The 22,207-nt window shown below is 70.2% G+C and carries 17 protein-coding genes, 1 tRNA gene and 2 pseudogenes; 13 read left to right on the forward strand and 7 right to left on the reverse strand.

Features of this window, described 5'->3' with window-relative positions; all coding sequences use genetic code 11:
• The 3 genes from dnaA to M6G65_RS00015 all read left to right on the forward strand — a co-directional run bounded on the left by dnaA (position 1) and on the right by M6G65_RS00015 (position 3,594).
• Positions 1-1,494 carry a chromosomal replication initiator protein DnaA gene (gene dnaA / locus M6G65_RS00005; RefSeq protein WP_238194444.1) on the forward strand — a complete coding sequence of 498 codons (1,494 nt, stop codon included), beginning with the start codon at positions 1-3 and terminating at the stop codon, positions 1,492-1,494.
• Between the two features lie 271 nt (positions 1,495-1,765).
• Positions 1,766-2,974, forward strand: a complete 1,209-nt coding sequence (locus M6G65_RS00010; RefSeq protein ID WP_250103408.1) for an acetyl-CoA C-acetyltransferase — start codon at positions 1,766-1,768, stop codon at positions 2,972-2,974.
• 119 nt (positions 2,975-3,093) lie between these two features.
• Entirely contained in the window at positions 3,094-3,594 is a 501-nt protein-coding gene (locus tag M6G65_RS00015) for a DUF2059 domain-containing protein (protein WP_238194502.1), read from the forward strand.
• A 31-nt stretch (positions 3,595-3,625) separates the two neighbouring features.
• Here the strand turns inward: M6G65_RS00015 and M6G65_RS00020 are convergent, their stop codons facing one another.
• On the reverse strand, positions 3,626-4,402 hold the full coding sequence (locus tag M6G65_RS00020; protein WP_238194446.1) for an EAL domain-containing protein: 777 nt from the start codon (positions 4,400-4,402) through the stop codon (positions 3,626-3,628).
• 113 nt (positions 4,403-4,515) lie between these two features.
• Here M6G65_RS00020 and M6G65_RS00025 point away from each other — a divergent pair, with 113 nt between their 5' ends.
• Positions 4,516-6,717 carry a 3-hydroxyacyl-CoA dehydrogenase NAD-binding domain-containing protein gene (locus tag M6G65_RS00025; protein WP_250103409.1) on the forward strand — a complete coding sequence of 734 codons (2,202 nt, stop codon included), beginning with the start codon at positions 4,516-4,518 and terminating at the stop codon, positions 6,715-6,717.
• 2 nt (positions 6,718-6,719) lie between these two features.
• Here M6G65_RS00025 and M6G65_RS00030 read toward each other — a convergent pair whose 3' ends face one another.
• Positions 6,720-7,664, reverse strand: coding sequence for a LysR substrate-binding domain-containing protein (locus tag M6G65_RS00030; RefSeq protein ID WP_238194448.1), 945 nt, complete (start codon positions 7,662-7,664; stop codon positions 6,720-6,722).
• A gap of 149 nt (positions 7,665-7,813) precedes the next feature.
• On the opposite strand from M6G65_RS00030, the gene M6G65_RS00035 reads away from it, so the two are divergent.
• On the forward strand, positions 7,814-8,722 hold the full coding sequence (locus M6G65_RS00035; RefSeq protein ID WP_250103410.1) for an amino acid ABC transporter substrate-binding protein: 909 nt from the start codon (positions 7,814-7,816) through the stop codon (positions 8,720-8,722).
• Positions 8,723-8,741: 19 nt separating this feature from the next.
• On the forward strand, positions 8,742-9,806 hold the full coding sequence (locus tag M6G65_RS00040; RefSeq protein ID WP_238194450.1) for a threonine aldolase family protein: 1,065 nt from the start codon (positions 8,742-8,744) through the stop codon (positions 9,804-9,806).
• 7 nt (positions 9,807-9,813) lie between these two features.
• On the opposite strand, the gene M6G65_RS00045 is transcribed toward M6G65_RS00040, so the two are convergent.
• From M6G65_RS00045 to M6G65_RS00060, 3 genes and pseudogenes are all read right to left on the reverse strand, one after another.
• Positions 9,814-10,683, reverse strand: a complete 870-nt coding sequence (locus tag M6G65_RS00045; RefSeq protein ID WP_238194451.1) for a 3'-5' exonuclease — start codon at positions 10,681-10,683, stop codon at positions 9,814-9,816.
• Between the two features lie 72 nt (positions 10,684-10,755).
• Positions 10,756-13,189: pseudogene (gene ligA, locus M6G65_RS00050) on the reverse strand (NAD-dependent DNA ligase LigA).
• A 65-nt stretch (positions 13,190-13,254) separates the two neighbouring features.
• On the reverse strand, positions 13,255-14,550 hold the full coding sequence (locus M6G65_RS00060) for an MFS transporter (protein WP_238194453.1): 1,296 nt from the start codon (positions 14,548-14,550) through the stop codon (positions 13,255-13,257).
• Between the two features lie 129 nt (positions 14,551-14,679).
• On the opposite strand from M6G65_RS00060, the gene M6G65_RS00065 reads away from it, so the two are divergent.
• From M6G65_RS00065 to M6G65_RS00075, 3 genes are all read left to right on the forward strand, one after another.
• On the forward strand, positions 14,680-15,378 hold the full coding sequence (locus M6G65_RS00065) for a 4'-phosphopantetheinyl transferase family protein (protein ID WP_250103412.1): 699 nt from the start codon (positions 14,680-14,682) through the stop codon (positions 15,376-15,378).
• A gap of 84 nt (positions 15,379-15,462) precedes the next feature.
• A tRNA-Pro gene (locus M6G65_RS00070) sits at positions 15,463-15,539 on the forward strand.
• Between the two features lie 50 nt (positions 15,540-15,589).
• On the forward strand, positions 15,590-16,636 hold the full coding sequence (locus M6G65_RS00075; protein ID WP_238194455.1) for a hypothetical protein: 1,047 nt from the start codon (positions 15,590-15,592) through the stop codon (positions 16,634-16,636).
• 9 nt (positions 16,637-16,645) lie between these two features.
• Here the strand turns inward: M6G65_RS00075 and tgt are convergent, their stop codons facing one another.
• Both tgt and queA read right to left on the reverse strand, forming a co-directional pair.
• On the reverse strand, positions 16,646-17,782 hold the full coding sequence (gene tgt, locus M6G65_RS00080; protein WP_238194456.1) for a tRNA guanosine(34) transglycosylase Tgt: 1,137 nt from the start codon (positions 17,780-17,782) through the stop codon (positions 16,646-16,648).
• Positions 17,779-18,837 (reverse strand): annotated as a pseudogene (gene queA / locus M6G65_RS00085) (tRNA preQ1(34) S-adenosylmethionine ribosyltransferase-isomerase QueA). Before queA ends, tgt begins: the two are co-directional and overlap by 4 nt.
• 98 nt (positions 18,838-18,935) lie before the next feature.
• Here queA and M6G65_RS00090 point away from each other — a divergent pair.
• The 4 genes from M6G65_RS00090 to M6G65_RS00105 all read left to right on the forward strand — a co-directional run bounded on the left by M6G65_RS00090 (position 18,936) and on the right by M6G65_RS00105 (position 22,137).
• The gene (locus M6G65_RS00090; RefSeq protein ID WP_238194458.1) at positions 18,936-19,184 is read left to right on the forward strand and encodes a hypothetical protein; all 249 of its coding nucleotides are present in this window, start codon (positions 18,936-18,938) and stop codon (positions 19,182-19,184) included.
• A 4-nt stretch (positions 19,185-19,188) separates the two neighbouring features.
• Positions 19,189-19,410 (forward strand): hypothetical protein, encoded by a 222-nt coding sequence (locus M6G65_RS00095; protein WP_238194459.1) that lies wholly within the window; start codon positions 19,189-19,191, stop codon positions 19,408-19,410.
• A gap of 97 nt (positions 19,411-19,507) precedes the next feature.
• A complete protein-coding gene (locus tag M6G65_RS00100; protein WP_238194460.1) occupies positions 19,508-20,395 on the forward strand; it encodes a cation diffusion facilitator family transporter in 888 nt (295 codons plus the stop codon).
• A 323-nt stretch (positions 20,396-20,718) separates the two neighbouring features.
• Positions 20,719-22,137 (forward strand): TadE/TadG family type IV pilus assembly protein, encoded by a 1,419-nt coding sequence (locus tag M6G65_RS00105; RefSeq protein WP_238194461.1) that lies wholly within the window; start codon positions 20,719-20,721, stop codon positions 22,135-22,137.
• Positions 22,138-22,207: the final 70 nt, after the last annotated feature.

Here is a 22,207-nt window from a genome sequence, read left to right on the forward strand (position 1 = left end):
ATGCGTGTCGACGGAACGGTGGCGAGCGACGACGAGGGTGGCCGCAACGGCGGCGGGACCGATTACGGATCTGCCTGGGCGCGGGTGAAGCGCCGGCTCCGCGCGGAACTCGGCGAGGACGTGTTCGCCAGCTGGTTCGCACGCCTAGAGCTCGAGTCGGTCGCTGGCGGCGCGGCGCGCCTCACGGTGCCGACCCGCTTCCTCAAGAGCTGGATCGAATCGCACTATCTCGATCGCGTGCTGAACACCTTCAAGGCCGAGGTCGAGGAAATCGCGCGGATCGAGGTCGGCGTGCGCGGGACCGGCGCCCCGGTTCGGCCGGTCACCGCGGGTGCCGCCAAGCCCAATCCGGCCAGCGGGCCGCTCGCACGCCTCCACGCTGCCGGCTCCGCGGTGCCGGTCGCGGCTGTCGCGCCCGCACAGGATGCTCGGAACGCGGAAGCCGGCGGCGATCTCAGCGGCACGCCCCTCGACGCCCGGCTGACCTTCGCGAGCTTCGTGATCGGGCGCTCCAATGCCCTGGCCCATGCCGCCGCCGAGCGCGTGGCCAACCACCAGGGGGAGGGTGCGCTCTACAATCCGCTCTACCTCCATGCCGGTGTCGGCCTGGGCAAGACCCACCTGCTGCACGGCATCGGACATGCTGCCCGCGAAGCCGGACGGCGGGTGATCTACCTGACGGCCGACCGCTTCATGTACGGCTTCGTCAACGCCCTGAAGACCCAGTCGGCGCTGGCCTACAAGGAGCGCCTGCGCGGCATCGACCTTCTGATCCTCGACGACGTGCAGTTCATCCAGGGCAAGTCGATCCAGGCCGAGTTCGGTCACACGATCAATGCGCTGATCGATGCCGGCCGGCAGGTCGTGGTCGCCTCCGACCGGCCCCCGACCGAGCTGGAAGCCCTCGACGAGCGCGTGCGCTCGCGGCTCGGCGGCGGCCTCGTGGTCGAGATCACCGCCCTCGACGAGGCCCTGCGCGTCTCGATCCTGTCGGCGCGTCTGGCCGCCGTGCGGGCGTCGCATCCGGGCTTCGACGTCTCGCCGCAGGTGGCCTCCTACGTGGCCCGCGCGATCACCGCCAATGGCCGCGATCTTGAGGGAGCGGTCAACCGCCTGCTGGCCCACGCGACGCTCACCGGCACCGCGGTGACGATGGAGACCGCCGAGAGCGCGATCCGCGACCTCGTGAAGAACCGCGAGCCGAAGCGCATCAAGATCGAGGACATCCAGAAGCTCGTCGCCTCGCGCTACAATGTCTCGCGGTCGGACATCCTGTCGGAGCGGCGGACCGCCGCCGTGGTCAAGCCGCGCCAGATCGCCATGTACCTCTCGAAGGTGCTGACCCTGCGCTCCCTCCCCGAGATCGGCCGCCGATTCGGCGGACGTGATCACACCACGGTGCTGCACGCCGTGCGCAAGATCGAGAAGCAGATCGGCGAAGATACGGTTCTGGGTGATGAGGTCGAACTCCTGAAGCGCATGCTTCAGGACTGAAGCAAAACCTGCGTCGCTGGACGCGATATTCTTCCACGTCCGGCGACGGTCACGTCCAGGTTCACGCGAGGCGCCGCTCGATCGGTTCTGATCGGCGCGCCGGCCGGACGATCACTTCCAAACCCTCCGCGTTGTTACGCGCTCTCCGCCGGTCCCGACCATTTCGGGGCTGGCCGAGGGCGCGCGCGCCGTGGCAGACTGGCGCGAACCGAGACGGCCCTGTAAGGCCGCGTCGCCGACCGGCGAGAACCGACGCCCCGGGGGAGAGCTGATGACGGACGCCTTCATCTACGATCACGTTCGCACGCCGCGCGGGCGCGGCAAGGCGGACGGCTCCCTCCACGAGGTGACGGCCCTTCGGCTGGCCGAGACCGCCCTGCGCGCCCTCAAGGACCGCAACGGGCTCGACACCGGCCTCGTCGACGACGTGGTCCTGGGCTGCGTCGACCCGGTGGGCGAGGCGGGCGGCGACATCGCCCGTGCCGCGGCCCTGGTGGCCGATTACGGCGCGCATGTTCCGGGCGTGCAGATCAATCGCTTCTGCGCCTCCGGCCTCGACGCGGTGAACTTTGCCGCCGCGCAGGTCATGAGCGGCCAGCACGAGATGGCGGTCGGCGGCGGCGTCGAATCGATGAGCCGCATCGGCATCGGCGCCTCGGGCGGCGCCTGGCCGGTGGATCCGGCGATCGCCATCAAATCCTACTTCATGCCGCAGGGTGTCTCGGCCGACCTTATCGCCACCAAGTACGGCTTCACCCGCGACGATTGCGACGCCTATGCGGTTCGCTCGCAGGCGCGCTCGGCCAAGTCCTGGGCCGAGGGTCTGTTCGGCGGTTCCGTGGTTCCGGTGCGCGACGTGAACGGCATCTCGCTGCTCGACCGGGACGAGCACATGCGGCCCGGCACCGACATGCAGTCGCTGGCTGCGCTGAAGGCGTCCTTCGTGCAGATGGGCCAGATGGGCGGCTTCGATGCCGTCGCCACCGACGCGCATCCGGATGTCGAGACGGTGGATCACGTCCACCACGCCGGCAACTCCTCCGGCATCGCCGACGGCGCGGCCGCCGTGCTGATCGGTTCGAAGGCGGCCGGCGAGGCCGCCGGCCTTCGCCCGCGGGCGCGGATTCGCGCCTTCGCCAACATCGGCTCGGACCCGGCCCTGATGCTCACCGGGCCGGTGGACGTCACCCGCAAGGTCCTGGCGAAGTCCGGGCTGAGCCTGTCCGACATCGACCTGTTCGAGGTCAACGAGGCCTTCGCGGCCGTCGTGCTGCGTTTCTGCCAGGCGTTCGACCTCGATCCCGAGGCGGTCAACGTCAACGGCGGTGCCATCGCCCTGGGCCATCCGCTCGGTGCGACGGGAGCGATGATCCTCGGCACGGCTTTGGACGAGCTGGAGCGGACCGGCAAGGAGCGCGCGCTCATCACGCTCTGCATCGGCGCCGGCATGGGCACCGCCACGATCATCGAGCGGGTCTGAGGCACGCCCACATGGGAGCGGCGTGCCGCCGCTCCCCAAAGTCCGGGAACGCTGCTAGAGGCGCGGGCGACGATCGGCCCGTACTGGGGCCGGACGATAAATCGATGGGAGACAAGCCCTTGAACCGCCTGATCGCGACGCTCTGCCTGGGCGTCACACTGAGCCTGCCGCTCGCCGCCCGCGCCGACGAGGCCGCGGATCGCGTCGCCGCGGCCACGACCCTCGTCAACAAGACCCTGATCAAGAATCTTCAGACGGGGTTCAACGTCGCCCTGGAGAAGACCGTCGCGCCGATGCCGGAAGCCCGCGCCGAGGCGGTTCGCAAGGAACTGACGGCCGAGTTCGAGAAACAGCGCGGCATCATGATCGAGGGGCTGTCGAAGGACTACGCCGAGAAGTTCAGCCTCGCCGAGCTGAAGCATCTCGATGAGATCTACTCCGATCCGACCTATCTCAAGTTCCAGACGATGAACGCCGACCCGAATTCGTCGGTGACGGCGATCTCGCAGAACTCGGTCACCAAGCTGCTCAACATGCTGGCCGTGGCCTCGGCGACCGACAACTCGCCGCAGCCGGGTCAGCCGCCTGTGCCGCCCGCCGCGGCGCCGGCCCAGAAGTAAGACGATGCCGGCCGCGCGCGCTCCGTTGGCTTCAGGCCGCGCGCGCGGTCGTCGGGGCGAAGCCCGCGACCGGCGGCAGCTCCTCCAGCAGGGGCTTGGAGAAGTGGTAGCCTTGCACGAGCGTGATCCCGAGGCCGCGCAGGGCATCAAGTTCCGCCGCGGTCTCGACGCCCTCGGCCAGCACCGTCACGCCGAGGGCCCGGGCGATCGCGACAACCCCGGAGACGATCGCGTAGCGGCCGGCATCGGCGTCGAGGCCGCGCAGCAGGTCCATGTCGATCTTGATCAGATCGGGGCGGAAATTCGCCAGGAGACTCAGACCCGCGAAGCCGGCGCCGAAATCGTCGAGCGCGGTGAGAAACCCCTGCTTCCGGTAGGCGGCGACGATGCGCTTCACGTGCTCGATGTCGCGGAAGCGCTCCTGCTCGGTGAACTCGAACATGATGCGCTGGTGCGCGAAGTCGACCCGGCGCGCGGCGTCCAGGGACGCGCGGATGCAGGCATTCGGCTCGTAGACGGCGTTCGGCATGAAGTTGATCGACAGCCGCGTGCCGCTATCGCGGGGGAACAGGCGACCGGCGAGTTCGATCGCCTTGACGCGGGCGGCCTGATCGAACTGGTAGCGGGTCTCATCGGTCACGCGATCGAGGATCGTGTAGGCCGGCTCGCCGTTCGGCCCCCGCACCAGCGCCTCGTACGCCCAGACCGACCCGTCCGCCAGATCGAGGATCGGCTGGAAGGCCATCGTGAAGTCGAAGCCGAGTTTGGTGCCGGCGCGGCAGGCGCGGCATCCGATATCGTTCGTCATGTACGGCGTCCGTCGGTACCCCCCGGCCGGCTGACCCTGGACGTGCGCGCTCTACACAACCTTAACGTGGCCGCGTTGGTATCCCGCTGACGCTTTCCTGGGAGGACGGCACCGTGACGCTGACCGATTTCCGCTTCGAGACCGATCCCGACGGCATCGCTCTGGCGACCTGGGACATGCCCGGCCGTTCGATGAACGTGATCACCGAGGGGGTGATGGACCAGCTCGAGCAGATCATCGAGCAGGTTGCGTCCGATCCGGCGATCAAGGGCTGCGTCATCGCCACCGGCAAGGACAATTTCTCCGGCGGCGCCGACCTCACCATGCTGCAGGGCCTCGGTCGGGCCTACGAGCAACTGAAGGCCGAGCAGGGCGAGGAGGTGGCGATGCGCCACTTCTTCGAGGCGTCCCGGCGGCTCTCCCTGCTGTTCCGCCGCCTCGAGACCTGCGGCAAGCCCTTCGCGGCGGCGATCCAGGGCCTGTGCCTGGGCGGCGCCTTCGAACTGGCGCTGTCGTGCCACTACCGGGTCGCCTCCGACGACGGGAAGACACGGGTCGGCCTTCCGGAGATCAAGGTCGGCCTGTTCCCGGGCGGCGGCGGCACGCAGCGGGTCGCGCGGCTCATGCAGACCGGCGACGCGCTCCAGATGCTGTTCAAGGGCGAGCAGATCCGCGCGCCCATGGCGAAGGGCATGGGGCTGATCCACGCCGTGGCGCCGCAGGCGGAGATCGCCGAGCGGGCCAAGGCCTGGATCCGCGAGGGCGGTTCGGCGGTGGCGCCCTGGGACGTGCCGAAGTTCAAGGCGCCGTCCGGGAAGGTCTACTCGCCCGCCGGCATGATGATCTGGCCGCCGGCTAACGCCATCTACCGGCGCGAGACGCACGACAATTATCCGGCCGCCAAGGCGATCCTGGCCTCCGTGTACGAGGGCCTGCAGCTGCCGATGGACCTCGCCCTGCGGGTCGAGAGCCGCTACTTCGCCCACATCCTGCGCTCGACCGAGGCGGCGGCGATGATCCGCACGCTGTTCATCTCCATGGGCGAGCTGAACAAGGGCGCGCGCCGTCCGAAGGACGTGCCGGCCACGAACCTCCGCCGCGTCGGCGTGATCGGCGCCGGCTTCATGGGCGCGGGCGTTGCCTACGTGACGGCTCAGGCCGGCATCGAGGTGGTGCTGGTCGATCAATCGGTGGAGGCTGCCGAGAAGGGCAAGGCCTACGCCCACACGCTCATCACCGGCCAGATCAACAAGGGCCGCGCCAAGACTGCCGACCGCGACGCGCTGCTCGGCCGCATCACCGCAACGGCGGATTACAACGCGCTGGCGGAGTGCGACCTCGTGGTCGAGGCGGTGTTCGAGGACCCCAAGGTCAAGGCCGAGGTGATCCAGAAGGTCGAGGCAGTCATCCGTCCCGACGCGATCTTTGCGTCCAACACCTCGACCCTGCCGATCACCGGGCTGGCCAAGAGCTCGCAGCGACCGGCGCAGTTCGTCGGCATCCACTTCTTCTCGCCCGTCGAGAAGATGATGCTGGTGGAGATTATCAAGGGTGAGGCGACCGGCGACGCGGCGCTGGCCACGGCCCTCGACTACGTGCGCCTGATCAAGAAGACCCCGATCGTCGTGAACGACGCCCGCGGCTTCTTCGCCAACCGCTGCGTCGGCGCCTACATCCTCGAAGGTCACAAGATGCTGGCCGAGGGCGTGCCGCCCGCGATGATCGAGAGTGCTGGGCGTCAGGCCGGGATGCCGGTCGGTCCGCTCTCGCTCAACGACGAAGTCGCTCTCGACCTCGTCCTCAAGATCGCCAAAGCCACCGAAGCGCAGGTGGGGCAGGGCGCCGTCGATCCTGCCCAGAAGGCGATCCTGTCCGAGATGGTCGAGCACCAGGGCCGGCTCGGCCGGAAGAACCGCAAGGGCTTCTACGACTATCCCGAGGGCGCGCCGAAGCGTCTCTGGCCCGGCTTGAAGGACCTGCAGCCCAACCGGCTCGATCCGGAGGCGGTCGACTTCACCGAGCTCAAGCAGCGGTTGCTGGTGGTGCAGGCGCTGGAAGCCGCCCGCACGGTGGGTGAGGGCGTGGTCACCGATCCGCGCGAGGCCGATGTCGGCTCGATCCTCGGCTTCGGCTTCGCGCCGTTCACCGGGGGCGCCCTGTCGTACATCGATTTCATGGGCACGGCGGCCTTCGTGGAGCTCGCCCGCCAGCTCGAGGCGAAGCACGGCCCCCGCTTCCACGTTCCGGACAACTTGTCCGCGATGGCCGAGCGGGGCGGTACATTCTACGCGGAAGCCGATCGGCGCGCCGCGTAAGATCAATCTGCCGGACGCTCCGACGGCGCGTCCGGCAGATTCGCAAGCTCCTCCAAGAGGACACCGCGCGCGCAGGCGCCGAAGGCCCGCATGAGCCGTCCACGGGCGTGGTCGGGCGGGAACAGCAGGGCGAAGCGCACCGGGAGTGCCGGGAGGAAGGGCCGGATCGCGATCGGCGAGACCTTGGCCTCCTCGTGGGCGGCCAGCGGATTCATCACGCTGAAGCCGAGGCCCGCCGAGACCAGCGTGCAGATCGAGGCGCCAAGCCCCGCCTCCGCGGTGACCATCAGGGGGATGCCGGCCTGGGCGAAGACCGCCTCGGTGCTGCTCCGCAAGGCGCTTCCGAGCGGAGACGCCACAAACGGCACGCCGCGAAGGTCCGCCGGTTCCAGCATCGTGCGGGCGGCGAGCGGATGGTCCTGCGGCAGAATGGCGACGCAGGCGCGCGTCTCCACATGATCGAGCCGTGCATCCGGGATCTCGCCGTACAGCATGGTCAATGCGGCATCACAGAAGCCGCTCGCGATCCAGCCATTCACGGTCTCGTCGTCGCCGGAATGGATCGCCACGATCACGTCCGGATGCTCCGATCTGAATCGGGCCACGGCACGGGCGAGCAAGCCCCCCGCGAGGCGGGGCATCGCGGCGACCCGCAGGCGCTCGGCGCCGAAGGCGCGGATCCGCGCCGCCGCCGTCTCCAGACTGCTCAGCCCCACGAAGGCACGCTCGACCTCGGCGTGGAAGCGGGTTCCGTCGAGAGAGGGAATGACGCGGCCGCCGCTGCGATCGAACAGCGGCAGCGCCGTGATCGCCTCCAGCTGCCCGATCAGGCGGCTGATCTGCGGCTGCGAGGTGTGGAGGCGCCGCGCTGCCTCGGTCATCGAGCCCGACGCCACCACGGCGCGGAATGCCTCGATGTGCCGGAAGGTCAGGCGTCGTTCGGCCATATCAAATCCGTATGATCCCCAGATGAATCGGAATTGGACGCCAGCTTGGCCAAGCCCTTAGGATCGCACGGCAAAGCTTCGAGCCGGGCGCACGGCGTCGTGGGGCTCAAGCACCGAGGTCCGACGGATTATCGAAGGAGGCACGGATCGTGTCGAGGACGCTCTCGCTCGTGATCGCAGCCTTGTGCTGCGTCGGGATCACCGCGCCCGTCTCGGCGGAGGGGCGCCTCGACAAGATCCGGTCGACCGGCCAGATCAGCCTCGGCTTTCCTGATGCGTCCCCGCCCTTCGGCTTCCTCGACCAGAACGCCAAGCCGGTTGGGTATTCACTGGAGATATGCGAGCACGTTGCCGAGAAGCTGAAGACAGCTCTCGGACTGACCAGGATCGACATCCGCCACGTGCCGGTCATGTCGGCGACGCGGATACCGCTGATCAACAATGGGACGATCGATCTGGAATGCGGCACCGCCAGCAACCTGCCGGAGCGGCACAAGCTGGTCTCCTTCGCGCCGACCACGTTCGTGGCGCAGGTGGTGCTGGTGGCCAAGAAGGACGCGCCGGTGGACGTCGGCGACATCGCCTCGTTCCGCCGCAAGGCGATCTCGGCGCAGGCCGGTGGCGAGACCCAGCGGGTCGCGACCCGCATCAACGTCCGCGACAAGCTCGACATCCAGGTGATGCCCGCCAAGGACACCGCAGAGGTGTTCCTGCTGGTGGAGACCGGCCGCGCAGCCGGGGCGATCAATGACGACGCGTTGGCCCACGCGACCGTCGCCGGGGCCAAGCGCCCGGGAGACTACAAGATCGGCACCAAGGGTCTCGAATTCGCCCCCTACGGGATCCTTGAACCTAAGGATGACGCGCCTTTCAAGGCGGCGGTCGACAAGGCGGTGGTCGAGCTGATCCAGGACGGCACTGTGGCGCGGCTCTACGCGCGGTATTTCGAGCAGCCCATCCCGCCGAAGGGCATCAATCTCGAGCTGCCGATGAGCGACGTCCTCACGCGTGCCCTGGCCAATCCGACCGATTCCGGCGACGAGGCCGCGTACCGGTAGACGCGGCACGGGTGAACCCATGAAGCGCGACGAATTCAGCAGCGACGCCGCATCGCCGACCTTTGTCGACCTGCGCAGCGACACGGTCACTCGACCGACCGAGGCCATGTACGCGCAGATGTGCGCCGCGCCTCTCGGGGACGACGGGCTCGACGGCGATCCGACCGCGCGTGCGCTGGAGGAGACCGCCGCGGCGGTTCTCGGCAAGGAGGCCGGCCTGTTCGTGCCGAGCTGCACCATGGGCAACCTGCTGGCGATCCTGGCCCAGGTCCAGCGCAGCGAGCAGATCCTGCTGGAAGCGCAGGCGCACATGATCAACACCGAGCGCGGCGCTGCCACACTCACGGGCGCTTTCCTGCTCGGCATTGCCGGCATTGATGGCGCCATGGACCTCAATCAGCTGGAGGACGCACTTCGTCCGGCTGCGAGCCCGCTCCGAACCGGCATGATCGCCCTGGAGACCTCACACAACGCCGCTGGCGGCGCCGTCCTGCCGCTTGCCCATATGGCGGCCGTATCCAGCCTCGCCCGGGCGCGAGGCATCCCGGTCCATCTCGACGGCGCGCGTCTGTTCAACGCCGCCGCGCATCTCGGCATCGCGCCAGCCGAGGTCTCGGCAAGTGTCGATACGGTCTCGCTCTGCCTCTCGAAAGGATTGAGCGCGCCTGTCGGTGCGGTCCTGGCGGGGAGCGAGCCGGTGATCGCGGCGGCGCGGCGCCTCCGCAAGATGATCGGCGGCACGCAGCGGCAGGTCGGGGTCATGGCGGCTGCGGGCCTCGAAGCTCTCACCGCCATGGGCTCGCGCCTCACCGAGGACCATGCACGCGCGCGGCAGCTCAGCGAAGGTTTGAACGCGCTGAGGCCTCTCCTGTCGGCCAACAGCCCCCAGACCAACATCGTGCAGGTCGACCTCGCCGCGACCGGGCGCGGCAGCGCGCGCTGGGTCGACGATCTCGAGGCCGCCGGAATCCGAACCCGGCCGCTGGGCGAGGCTCGCTTGCGGCTGGTCACGCACCGGCACATCACCGCCGCCGACATCGAACGCGCGATCGCGGCCTTCCGAATCTGCCTTGAGGCGGTTTGACCGCGCTTCAGGCCGCCCCGACAGCGCGGGCCTTCGCGCCGAGCATGCGCGCCAGGAGCACGACGTCGGAGGCGTTGTCGGAGAGAAGGTCGGTGATGTCGCCGACTTCCAGCGCCTTCACGTGGCGGCAGCGCATGCCGTAGCGACCGGCCGTGCAGGTGCAGCGCAGCTGCGGACCGCCCGGTCGCTCCTCGAACGCGACGTGGTAGCGGTTGCCGGTCGATCCCCGCATGGTGAAGCTCAGCGCCGCGGACGCGGCCGGGAAGGCTGCCATAGCCCGCCCACTGATCCCCCCGGGGTCACGGCGGGGCTGGGCAGGGCCACCCGTCGCCCGCGTGATCGGCAGGCCGATGGTCGCCGCGAGGCCGTGGACATCCGCCGCCTCCCTCTCGCGCATCGCGGCGAGGGCGATCTCCGCGCAGGCATAGGCATCCTCGCCGGCATCGTGATGCTCGAAGCGGATGCCGAGGCGTCGCGCCACCTTGCCGAGGCCGCAGCCTTCCGGCGCCGGAAAGACCCGGCGCGCGACCTGGACCGTGCAGAGATACGAGAGGTCCGGCACCGGCAGCCCGGCTCGGGCGAGCCCGGCGCGCAGGACGCCGATGTCGAAGCTCGCGTTGTGGGCGAGGATGAGCCCGCGGGCGAGGTCATCGAGGTACGGCGCCATCACGGCACCGAAGCCCGGCTTGTCGGCGACGTTCGCCGGCAGGATCCCGTGGACCCGGATGTTGCCCGGCGCGAAGCGCATCTCGGGCGGGCGGATCAGGTGGCTCTCCCGGCGGATCACCCGGCCGTCCGCGATCCAGGCGAGCCCGACCGCGCAGGCGCTGTCACGCCGCTCGTTGGCCGTCTCGAAGTCGAGGGCCAGGACCGTCATCGCGGGTCAACCATGGCGGGCAGGAGTTCTCGGGGTGTTCCCCAAGCGGTCTAGGCTGCCGGGACTCCGGCTTCAACCCTGCGCCACCATCCCGAGCCAATCGTCTTCCGAGACCACCCGCACACCGTGCTTCTGGGCGTCCTTCAACTTTGACCCGGCCCCCGGACCCGCGACGACGAGATCGGTCTTGGCCGAGACCGAGCCGGAAACCTTGGCGCCGAGGCGCTCGGCCACCGCCTTGGCCTCGTTGCGGGTCATCTTCTCCAGCGTGCCGGTGAAGACGACGGTCTTGCCCGCGAAGGCGGAGGCCGAAGCGGCCCGCTCCATCGGCTCGACCTCGACCGCGTCGAGCAGCGCCGAGACGGCGTCGGCGTTATGCGGCTCGGCGAAGAACAGGAGCAGCGCGTCGGTGGCGACCGGGCCGATCTCGCCGTCATCGGCGAAGACCCTGTAGGCATCCCCGGGGCGCTGCTCGGCCGCCCGGGCGATCGCCGCGCGCACGGCGTCGGCGTCGCCGTAATGGGCGAGCAGATTCTCGCGTTGCACAGTGCTGAGGCGGGCGCGCTCCTTGGCCGGCGTCGCGCCGTCCTCGGGGTAGCCGAGATCGAGCAGGCGGTCCCGGGTCGTGCCCCCGACCCGCGGGACGGCCGTCAGTTCGACCCAGTCGGGGCCCGGCTGTGCGGCCGATGCGGCGCGGATCGCCGCAATCAGCGCCGGCATGTCGGAAAAGCGCTTGGCCAAAGCCTTGGCGGTCGCCTCGCCGATCTGCGGAATGCCGAGGGCGAAGAGCAGGCGGTTCATCGGGACCTGGCGGCGCGCCTCGACGCCGGCGAGCAGGTTCTTGATCGCCTTGTCTTCCTCCTCGCCCTTCTTCTTGGAAGCTTTCTTGGGCGGCTCGGCCGTGCCGGATTCTGCCCGCCGCTCGGCCGACAGCGCCTCGCGCCGCGCCACGATGGCGGCCTTCAGCTTCTCGAAATCGAGCCGGAACAGGTCGGCCGGCTGGCGCACGAGCCCCGCCTCGAACAGCACTTCGATATAGGTCTCGCCGAAGCCCTCGATGTCGAAGCCGTTGCGCGACACGAAGTGCTTCAGACGCTCCACCCCCTGCGCCGGGCAGATCAGTCCGCCGGTGCAGCGGCGCACCGCGTCGGCGCGGCCGGTGCGCGGGTTGATCGCGCGCACGGCGCGGCTGCCGCAGGCCGGGCAGGTCTCCGGGAAGGCGTAGGGCTGCGAATCCGCCGGGCGCTTCGACAGGTCGACATCCATCACCTTCGGGATGACGTCGCCGGCGCGGACCACCGTCACGGTGTCGCCGACCCGGATGTCGCGGCCGTCGCGGATCGGCTCGCCGTCGGCGCCGACGCCCTTCACGTAGCCCTCGTTGTGCAGGGTTGCGTTGGACACGACCACGCCGCCGACGGTCACCGGCCTCAGCTTGGCCAGCGGGTTCAGCGAGCCGGTGCGACCGACGTTGATGACGATGTCCTCGGCGACGGTCGTCGCCTCCTGCGCGGCGAATTTGTGCGCGAGCGCCCAGCGCGGCGAGCGCGAGACGAAGCCGAGCCGCTTCTGGAGCGCGAGGTCGCCGACCTTGTAGACGACGCCGTCGATGTCGTAGCCGAGCCCGGCCCGGTCCGCCTCGATCCGGCGGTAATGCGCGAGCATCGCCGCGGTGTCGGTGAAGGTCTCGGTGAGCGGGTTTACCGGCAGGCCCCAGGACGCGAAGCGCTGCAGGGCGCCGGATTGCGTCTCCGCGATCGGCGCCGAGAGCTCGCCCCAGGCATAGGCGAAGAACTTGAGCGGCCGGGATGCGGTGATCCCCGGATCGAGCTGGCGCAGGCTGCCGGCGGCGGCGTTGCGCGGATTGGCGAAGAGCGGCTTGCCGGCCGCCTCCTGGCGGGCGTTGATGGCGGCGAAGTCGGCGTGGGACAGGTAGACCTCGCCGCGCACCTCGCAGATCTCCGGCCATCCGGACCCGGCGAGCGCCGCCGGGATGTCCTGCACGGTGCGGGCATTGGCGGTGACGTTCTCGCCGACCTCGCCGTCGCCGCGGGTCGCCGCGGTGTCGAGGCGGCCGTTGACGTAGCGGAGCGACAGGGACAGGCCGTCGATCTTGGGCTCGGCCGTGAAGGCGAGGGGCGTCTCGTCGGGCCAGCCGAGGAAGCGGCGCACGCGTGCGACGAACTCGGCCACCTCGGCGTCGTCCGAAGGCGTTGCCCAGCGACAGCATCGGCACCGCGTGCCGCACCTTGGCGAACTTCTCCGACGGCTTGGCGCCGACCGACGTGCTGGCCGCGCCCGTCCCGGCAAGGTCCGGGAAGCGGGTCTCGATGTCCTCCAGCCGCCGGCGCAGGCGATCGTACTCCGCATCCGAGATCTCGGGCGCGTCCTCCTGATAGTAGAGCCGGTCGGCCTCCAGGATCGCCTCGGATAGGCGGGCATGCTCGGCGCGCGCCTCCTCGGCGGTCAGGTCGAGATCGGGCGTTTCGGATTTCACGGCGGCCATGATGGGCTTCTAACGCATCCCGGGCCGGCCGGGAGCCGGGCTCGGGCCGGCATCCCCGATTTCCCTCACCCGCGGGGGCTGAGCAGATCGCCGCGGCTGACCATCCGGGCCGCGGCCAGGAACACACCGGCCACGAGGGCGGCCACGACCGAGAGTGACAGGACGGGGACGAGCCAGCCGGCGAGCGCCGTCCCGGCGACCGAGCCCAGATTCATCGCCGCCATGTAGACCTCGAACTGCGTGGCCGCCCCGGCGCGTCCGCGGCTGGCCTGCAGCAAGGCCGGCATTAGCGCGACGATCAGCAGACCCGGCAGCATGTCGGTGAGCGCGAGGATCACCGGCCCGGCCGGTCCGACGAGCCCCGCACCGATCAGGGCCGCGGCCAGCGCGAAGGCGGCGGCGCTGGCGACCAGCAGGGCGCGCAGCGGCCGCACCGCGCCGGCCCTGTCCGCCCACAGGCCGATCGCCAGCGCGCCGGCCGTGCCGCTCGCCAGCGCCAGCCCCGCCTGAAGCCGTGAGAGGGCGGCGGGATCCCAGCCCTGGCGTTGGAGCAGATCGACCGAGAAGGGCAGCTCGAACAGGCCGAGCGCCCCGTCGAGCCCGAAGCAGAGGGCGAGGAGCCGCAAGGCCCGGGGTCGCCGCAGGGCCACGCCGAGCCGGCGCAGGAAGCGACGGAAGGGCAGGCGCCGCGGCGGCGGCCCGCGCCGGCCCGGCGCGGCGAACGCGTCGCCCGGCGCCTCGCGGATCAGCAGCATCGGCAGGCTCGCCAGGACGGCGACGGCGAGCAGCCAGTGCGCGCTCGCGACGAGCCCCTCCGCAGCGAGCATCCAGGAGAAGAACGCGGCGCTGAGGCTGGTCCCGGCCACAAATCCGGCCCGCGTGCAGGCGCTGACCCGGCCGAGTTCCAGAGCCGGAACATGGTCCATGATCATGCGGTCACAGGCGGTATCAAGGAGCGAGGCGAACAGGCTGTGCGCCAGGAAGATCAGCCCCAGCAGGCCGACCTGGTCGGGTCGCGCCAGGAGAAGAAGCGCGAGCGCGGCGTGGGCGCACAGGATCGCCACAACGGCGAAGGGGCGCCGCCGCCCCATGCGGAAATCGCCGGCGCGGTCGATCAGCGGCCCCCAGAGGATCGGCTGCAGGGTCCAGGGCAGGCCGGCGAGGGCGAAGTGGAACCCGGCCTCCGCCGCCGAGACGCCGCGCGCCGCCAGGTGATTGGCCAGCGCGGTAAGCGAGAAACCGGCGATCAGCCCCTGATACAGGTAAGTCGCGAAGAAGACGCCGTAGCGGGCGCGGCGTGTCGCCAGGCTCGGCAGCGTCCAGGGGGCGCTGCGGATCAGAGCGGCCGTCGGGGTGCTCACGTCCGGCGGCCCTTGCCGGCCCGGCGTAGGACGACGATGCTCCTCATCCCGCTCTCACCGGACGCGTCCCCCCGTGCCGCCTCACTCCGACGACGTTAGCCTCTGTCCACCACCGCGGCGAGGCGTCGCGTGAGCGCGGCCGACGTCTGGATCGCCGATCTCGCCGTCTCTCCGGATCAGCTCGACCTGTGCTGGACCGTGCTCGATCGACCGGAGCGCGACCGGGCGGACCGGTTCCTGCGGCCCGTGGACCGGGCACGCTACGTGGCGAGCCACGCCGCGCTCCGACGGATCCTCGCCGAAACGCTCGACTGCGATCCGGCCGAGATCCGGTTCGCGGCCGGCGCCGATGGAAAGCCCGAACTCGCCGGATCCGCCCGGGGAGCCCTCAGTTTCAACCTGTCTCATTCCGGGGCGCGCGCGCTGATCGGCCTCGCGCCCGCGGCCGCGATCGGGGTCGATGTCGAGCTGGTCCGGCCGATCCCGGATGCGGGCCAGATCGCGCGGACGCATTTCGCCGCCGACGAGGTGGCCACCTTGATGGCGCTGCCGCCGGACGCGATCGAGGGCGTGTTCTACGGTCTCTGGACCCGGAAGGAGGCCGTCGTGAAGGCGCATGGCACGGGTCTGTCGCTTCCCCTCGACCGCTTCAGCGTCACCCTGCCGCCCGCGCCGCCGCGCCTGTTGCGGTGGCCCGGTGCGGGCGGCTGGACCCTGGCGGAGCTCGACGTCGGCCCCGACTACGCCGCGACGGTCGCCGTCCGGTCGTCCGACGCAAAGGTGACGTCGCACAGGCTTCCGGCCGATTGGCCGAAGGATCTCGGCTGAATCCCGCAAGAGTGCGCTTGCGGCCCGGGAAAGGCGCGGCTATACACCCGCTCGCCGGCCCTGGCGGAGACGCAGGACGGCCTTCGGAGTGTAGCGCAGTCTGGTAGCGCACCACGTTCGGGACGTGGGGGTCGCAGGTTCAAATCCTGCCACTCCGACCAAGATTTCCCGCCAGCCTCAGCAGATGGATCAGACCGGCTCTCTTGGGTCGATGGGTACGCCTGCGCGCGACCCCGCGGCGGCTCGGCCCGCCGACTGGTCCGGTTTCGCCCGCACCCTCGTCGGCTGCGCCGCCCTGCTGGGCATCGCGGTGGTCGTCCTCATCGCCATGCTCGATCCCTACGGCCTGCGGGCCGGGCCGGGACGGCCGCCGGGGCCGATCATGGACGCCAACCAGCGGCTCTCCTATCCGCAGATCGCCCGCGGCGGCCGGTTCGACGCGGCGGTCTTCGGGACATCGACGGCGCGCCTGCTCGATCCCGCCGCCCTCAACCCCGCGTTCGACGCGCGGTTCGCCAACCTCGCGGTGAACGCCGCGACGCCCGACGAGCAGATCCGCCTCGCGGACCTGTTCCTGGCGCACCGGCCGGTGCGGGCAATCCTGTTCGGACTCGACGTCACATGGTGCGCCGCCGATCCGCCGGCGCGGACCGCCAACGCCTTCCCGGACTGGCTCTACGCGGAGGGCGCGCCGTGGGGCGTGCTGCGGCAGGTGAGCCTGCGTTCCGCCACGGTCGCCGTGCAGGCCGGTCTCGCCCGACTCGGCCTCACGCGTCCCCGCATCCGCCGCGACGGCTACGCGGTCTTCACGCCGCCGGAAGACCGCTACGATCCCGCGCGCGCCCGCGCCCATATCCGTGCCGGCGCCGTCGATCCCGCAGCGAGAGCCGACGGGCCGGACGAGCCCATGCCAGCCATCGCCCGGCTCGGCGCGATCCTCGACCGCGTCCCGGCGGGAGCGCTGAAGCTCATCGCCTTCATGCCGGTGCACGCTGTGGCCCAGGGCGCGCCCGGCACGCCCGCCGGATGGCGCGAGGCGGCGTGCAAGGCCCGGGTCGCGGCGGTCGGCGCCCGCCGCGGCGCGGTGGTGGTGGATTTCCGCCGCGTCTCGCCGCTCACGACCTCAGACGCGAATTACTGGGACGCGCTGCACTACCGGCTGCCGGTGGCCGCCCGGATCGTGGCGGATCTCAAGGCCGCGGCGACGACGGGAGCGGATGATCCGGACGGTGTCTACCGCGTGCTCGCGCATCCCTGACGCGGGCGCTCAGGCGGCGGCGCGCTCGGCCCGTGCCCAGCCCTCGCGCGTGGCGGCGCAGTAATCCGCATACCGGCCCTCGCGGATCGCGGCCCGGGCGCCTTTCATCAGGTCCTGATAATAGGCGAGGTTGTTCCAGGTCAGCAGCATCATGCCCAGGATCTCGTTCGACCGGACGAGGTGATGCAGGTAGGCCTTGGAATAGTCCCGTGCCGCCGGGCAGGTCGAGGCTTCGTCGAGCGGCGCCGTGTCCTCGGCGTGGCGGGCGTTGCGCAGGTTGACCCGGCCGTGGCGGGTATAGGCGAGGCCGTGACGGCCGGCGCGGGTCGGCATCACGCAGTCGAACATGTCGATGCCGCGGGCGACCGCGCCCAGGATGTCGTCCGGCGTGCCGACGCCCATCAGGTAGCGGGGCTTGGCCTGCGGCAGGTGCGGCTCGACGGTCTCGATCATGGCGAACATCACTTCCTGCGGCTCGCCCACCGCGAGGCCGCCGACCGCGTAGCCCTTCAGGTCGAGGTTGGTCAGGGCGCGCGCGCTCTCGACCCGGAGCGCCGGCACGTCGCCACCCTGCACGATTCCGAACATCGCCCGGCCCGGCTGCTCGCCGAAGGCGACGCGGCAGCGCTCGGCCCAGCGCAGCGACAGGTGCATGGCCTTCTCGATCGCCGCGTGATCCGCCGGCAGGCGGACGCACTCGTCGAGCTGCATCTGGATATCGGAGCCCAGCAGGCCCTGGATCTCGATGGAGCGTTCCGGGCTCATGTGATGGGCGGTACCGTCGATATGCGAGCGGAAGGTGACGCCCTGCTCGTCGATCTTCCGCAGCGCCGACAGCGACATGACCTGGAACCCGCCGGAATCGGTCAGGATCGGCCGGTCCCAGTTCATGAACCGGTGCAGGCCGCCGAGCCGCGCCATGCGCTCAGGGCCGGGACGCAGCATCAGGTGGTAGGTGTTGCCGAGCACCACGTCGGCGCCGAGCTCGTGGACCTGCCCAGGATACATGGCCTTCACGGTCGCGGCCGTGCCGACCGGCATGAAGGCCGGCGTGCGGATGGTGCCGCGCGGCGTCGCGATCTCGCCGGTGCGGGCCGTGCCGTCCTGCGCCAGCAGGGTGAAGCCGAAGGGAACGGGATCGGTCATGGGGTATCCGCGCCGGGGCCCGGGAAGAGCAGGCTGGCGTCGCCGTAGGAGTAGAACCGGTAGCCGGCTCGGATCGCGTGCGCGTAGGCGGCGTGCATCGTCTCCAGTCCCGAGAAGGCCGAGACCAGCATGAACAGGGTCGAGCGCGGCAGGTGAAAGTTCGTCACCAGGGCATCGATCGCGCGGAAGCGGTAGCCCGGGGTGATGAAGATGTCGGTGGGACCGGAGAACGGCGCGAGCGTACCGTCCGGCCGGGCAGCGCTTTCCAGCAGACGCAGCGCCGTCGTGCCGACCGCAACGATCCGGCCGCCGGCGGCCCGGGTGGCGTTGAGCGCCTCTGCCGTAGCCGCGTCGAGCAGCCCGATCTCGGCGTGCATCCGGTGCCCTTCGGTGTCGTCGGCCTTGACCGGCAGGAAGGTGCCGGCGCCGACATGCAGGGTGACGTGATGGCGCCGCAGGCCGGCCGCGTCGAGATCCGCCAGGAGCGTTTCGGAGAAATGGAGGCCGGCGGTCGGCGCCGCCACCGCCCCGGGGTTCCGAGCGTAGACCGTCTGATAATCGGTGGCGTCGCGCGCGTCGGTGGCGCGCTTGCCAGCGATGTAAGGAGGGGCAGCGCGCCCCGGCCGCGATGGCGGCGTCGAGGTCCGGTCCGGCCCGATCGAAGGCGAGCACGACCTCGCCGGCCTCGCCCTTCTCAACCACCGTGGCCGTCAGGTCGCCGAAGCGCAGCGCGTCGCCGGGGCTCAGCCGCTTGGCCGGACGCGCGAAGGCACGCCAGCGGTCGGGCGCCTCGCGCAGGTGCAGCAGCACCTCGGTCCGCTGACCGGCGCGCCGGGGCGGGTGCGCACGCCGTTGAGCCGGGCGGGGATCACCCGCGTGTCGTTGAAGACCAGGGCATCGCCGGGCCGCAAGGCGCCGGGCAGGTCGCGCACGAACCGGTCGACCGGCGCCTCGCCCGGACGCACGATCAGCATTCGCCCCGCATCCCGCGGCTCGGCCGGACGCAGGGCGATGCTGGTCTCCGGCAGGTCGAAATCGAACAGATCCACGCGCATCGCCGGCTGCCTGCACCGAACGGCACCCAGTTTCAACCGCGGAACCGGTTCGAGACCCGCCCGTTTCACGCGTCACCGAGACGCGAGACGCTGCCCCGATGCCCTGGTTCGCCGTGCGCCCCCGTGACGAAGCCGATCCACGCTGGCCTCTGCCCGGGACGGCGGAGATCGTCCTTAAGGCCGCGAATCCGGACGAGGCCCGGGACAAGTTCGAGGCCGCCTATCCGAGCCAGCCCTTCGGCAGCCCGGCGGTGCCGGTGCCCGATGCCGGGGCCGGCAGCTTCCGCAACGATCCGGACGCGCTGATGGTGTCCGAGACGGGCGAGCCGCCCGCCGAGCGAGGCTAAGACCATGACGATGGCGGGACGCCCGCGCAGGGTCACCCTGGACGGGCAGCTTCTCGGTTACTGGGAGCGCGAGGCCGCGCGCCTGGACGGATTGGCCAGCAGCGCGCGCTTTGCGTGGCAGCGCCGCCGCTACCTGCGAAAGGCCGAGGCCGCGCGCGCCAAGGCGCAGGTCAGTCGCGCGCGCGAGGCCGCGCGCGATCCCGCGTTGCGCGACCCAGAGGCTTAGCCGAGGCTAATTTCTATTCGGCAGCGTCGAACCTTTGCCGTGGCCTTGGCCGCCGCTGTTCCCGTATGGGCCCGTCGACACCTGCTCGGCAGATCCCATGGACCGCACCCAGAAAGCCGCCCTGCTCAGTGCCGGTATCGGCGGCGCCGTCACGGCCCTGAAGTTCTACGCCGCGTGGCTCACCGGCAGCCTCGCGCTGTACTCGGACGCGCTGGAAAGCATCATCAACGTGGTCGCGGCGGTCGGCGCCTTCGTGGCCCTGCGGGTCGCCGCGCGTCCGGCCGACGAGGATCACCCCTACGGTCACCACAAGGCCGAGTTCTTCTCCGCGGTGATCGAGGGTGCGCTGATCGTCGTGGCGGCGCTCTTGATTCTGCGCGAGGCGTATTTCGGTCTGCTCGCCCCCAGGCCCCTCGACGCGCCGGCCGTGGGTCTGGCGGTCAATGTCGGCGCGAGCATTGTCAACGCCGTCTGGGCTGTCGCCCTGATGCGCTGGGGGCGCCGGTGGCGTTCCCCGGCCCTCATCGCGGATGCGCGCCATGTCTTCGCCGATGTGGTCACCTCCGGAGGGGTCCTCGTGGGCGTCGGTGCCGTTGTGCTCACCGGGTACCCGGTCCTCGACCCGGTCGTGGCGGGTTTGGTCGCGCTCAATATCCTGTGGTCGGGCTTCCGGATGGTGCGCGAATCGGTCGACGGCTTGATGGACCGGGCTGCTCCCGCCGAGATGGTGTCGGAGATCCGCGCGCTCATCTCGCGGCACGGGGAGGGGGCGCTGGAAGCCCACGACGTCCGGACCCGCTCAGCCGGGCAGGCGACCTTCATCGATTTCCATCTCGTGGTGCCGGGCGCCATGACGGTCGAGGATTCACACGCCATCTGCGACCGGCTGGAATCGGCGCTTGAGACCACGATTCCAGGAGCGGTCGTGACGATCCACGTCGAGCCCGGCGAAGAGGCGAAGGCGCGGGGCCTGCCGGTGCTCTAGCTGTCTCGAACGGCACGAGAGCCTTGATGCGACGACACACCGGTCTCAGCGGTCAGTTCAGCGCTCGGCGCCGATTGCGCAGGGCCGCTGGTCGGCCGCCCGAACGGGCGATCTACGAGTCAGCGGGCTCTCTATCCGGCTGGCAAACAGAGCGGCGTTCCGAGCCTGTGTTGCCACAGCTGGTCGCTCAGAAACAAATCCTTCTTCCCCGATTAGACAAATCAGCTTGAGATCCCGCCTTTACAATCTGAACGAAGATAATCTTTACGTATTTGTGGTGTCGCTACGGTGTTCGGGGGAACACAATCGCACATGAGGCCGGTATGGCCAGGCCGCGCAGGATTCCGACGCGCTCCGAAATCCGCAAAAACCGAACGCGCCGCGCTTGGTCACGACTTACCGCCGATCGAAGCGGCGCCGTCGCCCTCATCTTCGGACTCGCCGGCACCGTCCTTCTCGGCCTCGTCGGGGGCGGCATCGATTACAGCCGCATGGTCTACCGCCGCAGCCAAATGCAGAATGCCGTCGATGCAGCGGTGCTCGGCGGAGGCAATACGCTGAAGCTTTCCCCCTCGAACGCCACGGCTGTGGCCAGCATTGTCCAGCGTCTCGTCGCGGAAAACGCGCCATCGCCGCCGGATCGACCGCTCTCCGTGGTGGTCAGCGTCAGCAGCGACAAGACCAGCGTCTCGGCGACCGCAACCGATCAATTCAAATTGGCCTTCGGCGCCTTCGTCGGGCTCAAGGTTGTGCCGATCACCGTGCGCTCAACCGCGACGATCATGGGGAAGATGCGCCTGTGCCTGCTCACGCTGGACCCGGCCGCCGTCGGCAGCCTTCATCTTGAGAAGAACGCGAACCTGTCGGCGACGTCCTGCTCCCTCTACGCGGATTCGAATAGTCCGAAGGCCATCCAGGGCGACGACAACGCCATCGCCAAAGCCGACACGATCTGCAGCGTCGGTGGCTCGAACACGAGCCGCGCCAACTTCGCGCCGCCCGTCACGTCGGGATGCCCGGCCATCGCCGACCCGTTGGCCGTGACCGTCAAGGCGCCGGTGCCCGGCAGCTGCGTCACGGTGAGCGCGTCGGCCGGGCCCGGCCCCGGGAAGGGGCCCGGGGGACCGGCCGCCGGCAACGTCGCCATCACCGCCAGCACGACGCTCGATCCCGGCACCTATTGCGGCGGGCTGCACATCTCGGGGTCTGCAAACGTCACGCTGAACCCGGGCGTCTACATCATCAAGGATGGTCCGCTGATCGTGGACGGCCAAGCGAGCATGACGGGTCAGGATGTCGGCTTCTACTTTATGGGCGACGCCGCCGGCCTGCGCTTCGATGCCAACACGACGATCAGCCTCGCGGCGCCGGTCAGCGGACCGCTCGCGGGCTTCCTGATGACCGAGCAGCCCGGCGTCTCCGCGCCCGTGCCGCCGCCGCCGGGGCCGGCCGGCTCGCCGCCGTCACCGCCCGGACCGCCGTCCAAACCCCTGCGCGAGTACCGGATCATCAGCAACAATGCCCGCACCATGCTGGGCACGATCTACCTGCCCTCCGGCCGGCTGATCATCGACGGCAGCGCGGCCGTCAGCGACCAGTCCGCCTACACCGTCATCGTCGTGCAGCTGCTGGACCTCTACGACGGGCCGACCCTGTATCTGAACGCCAATTACGACGCGACCAGCGTTCCGGTGCCGAAGGGCGTCGGGCCGGTCAACGGGAAGATCCTGCTGACGCAGTGACGAAACGCGGCGCCCGTCGCGCCGCGTCGTCATCCCGGTCTCTGGTGAGCATCGTGGCCGCGCGACCGTC

It is taken from the genome of Methylobacterium tardum, from assembly GCF_023546765.1.
In the GTDB taxonomy this organism is placed as follows: Bacteria; Pseudomonadota; Alphaproteobacteria; order Rhizobiales; family Beijerinckiaceae; genus Methylobacterium; species Methylobacterium tardum.

Coding starts and splice junctions, on each gene's coding strand:
- dnaA (WP_238194444.1), top strand. CDS start 1: ATGCGTGTCGACGGAACGGTGGCGAGCGACGACGAGGGTGGCCGCAAC.
- M6G65_RS00105 (WP_238194461.1), top strand. CDS start 20,719: ATGGCCAGGCCGCGCAGGATTCCGACGCGCTCCGAAATCCGCAAAAAC.
- M6G65_RS00045 (WP_238194451.1), bottom strand. CDS start 10,683: ATGACGGTCCTGGCCCTCGACTTCGAGACGGCCAACGAGCGGCGTGAC.
- M6G65_RS00075 (WP_238194455.1), top strand. CDS start 15,590: ATGGGTACGCCTGCGCGCGACCCCGCGGCGGCTCGGCCCGCCGACTGG.
- tgt (WP_238194456.1), bottom strand. CDS start 17,782: ATGACCGATCCCGTTCCCTTCGGCTTCACCCTGCTGGCGCAGGACGGC.
- M6G65_RS00100 (WP_238194460.1), top strand. CDS start 19,508: ATGGACCGCACCCAGAAAGCCGCCCTGCTCAGTGCCGGTATCGGCGGC.
- M6G65_RS00020 (WP_238194446.1), bottom strand. CDS start 4,402: ATGACGAACGATATCGGATGCCGCGCCTGCCGCGCCGGCACCAAACTC.
- M6G65_RS00010 (WP_250103408.1), top strand. CDS start 1,766: ATGACGGACGCCTTCATCTACGATCACGTTCGCACGCCGCGCGGGCGC.
- M6G65_RS00030 (WP_238194448.1), bottom strand. CDS start 7,664: ATGGCCGAACGACGCCTGACCTTCCGGCACATCGAGGCATTCCGCGCC.
- M6G65_RS00095 (WP_238194459.1), top strand. CDS start 19,189: ATGACGATGGCGGGACGCCCGCGCAGGGTCACCCTGGACGGGCAGCTT.
- M6G65_RS00090 (WP_238194458.1), top strand. CDS start 18,936: ATGCCCTGGTTCGCCGTGCGCCCCCGTGACGAAGCCGATCCACGCTGG.
- M6G65_RS00040 (WP_238194450.1), top strand. CDS start 8,742: ATGAAGCGCGACGAATTCAGCAGCGACGCCGCATCGCCGACCTTTGTC.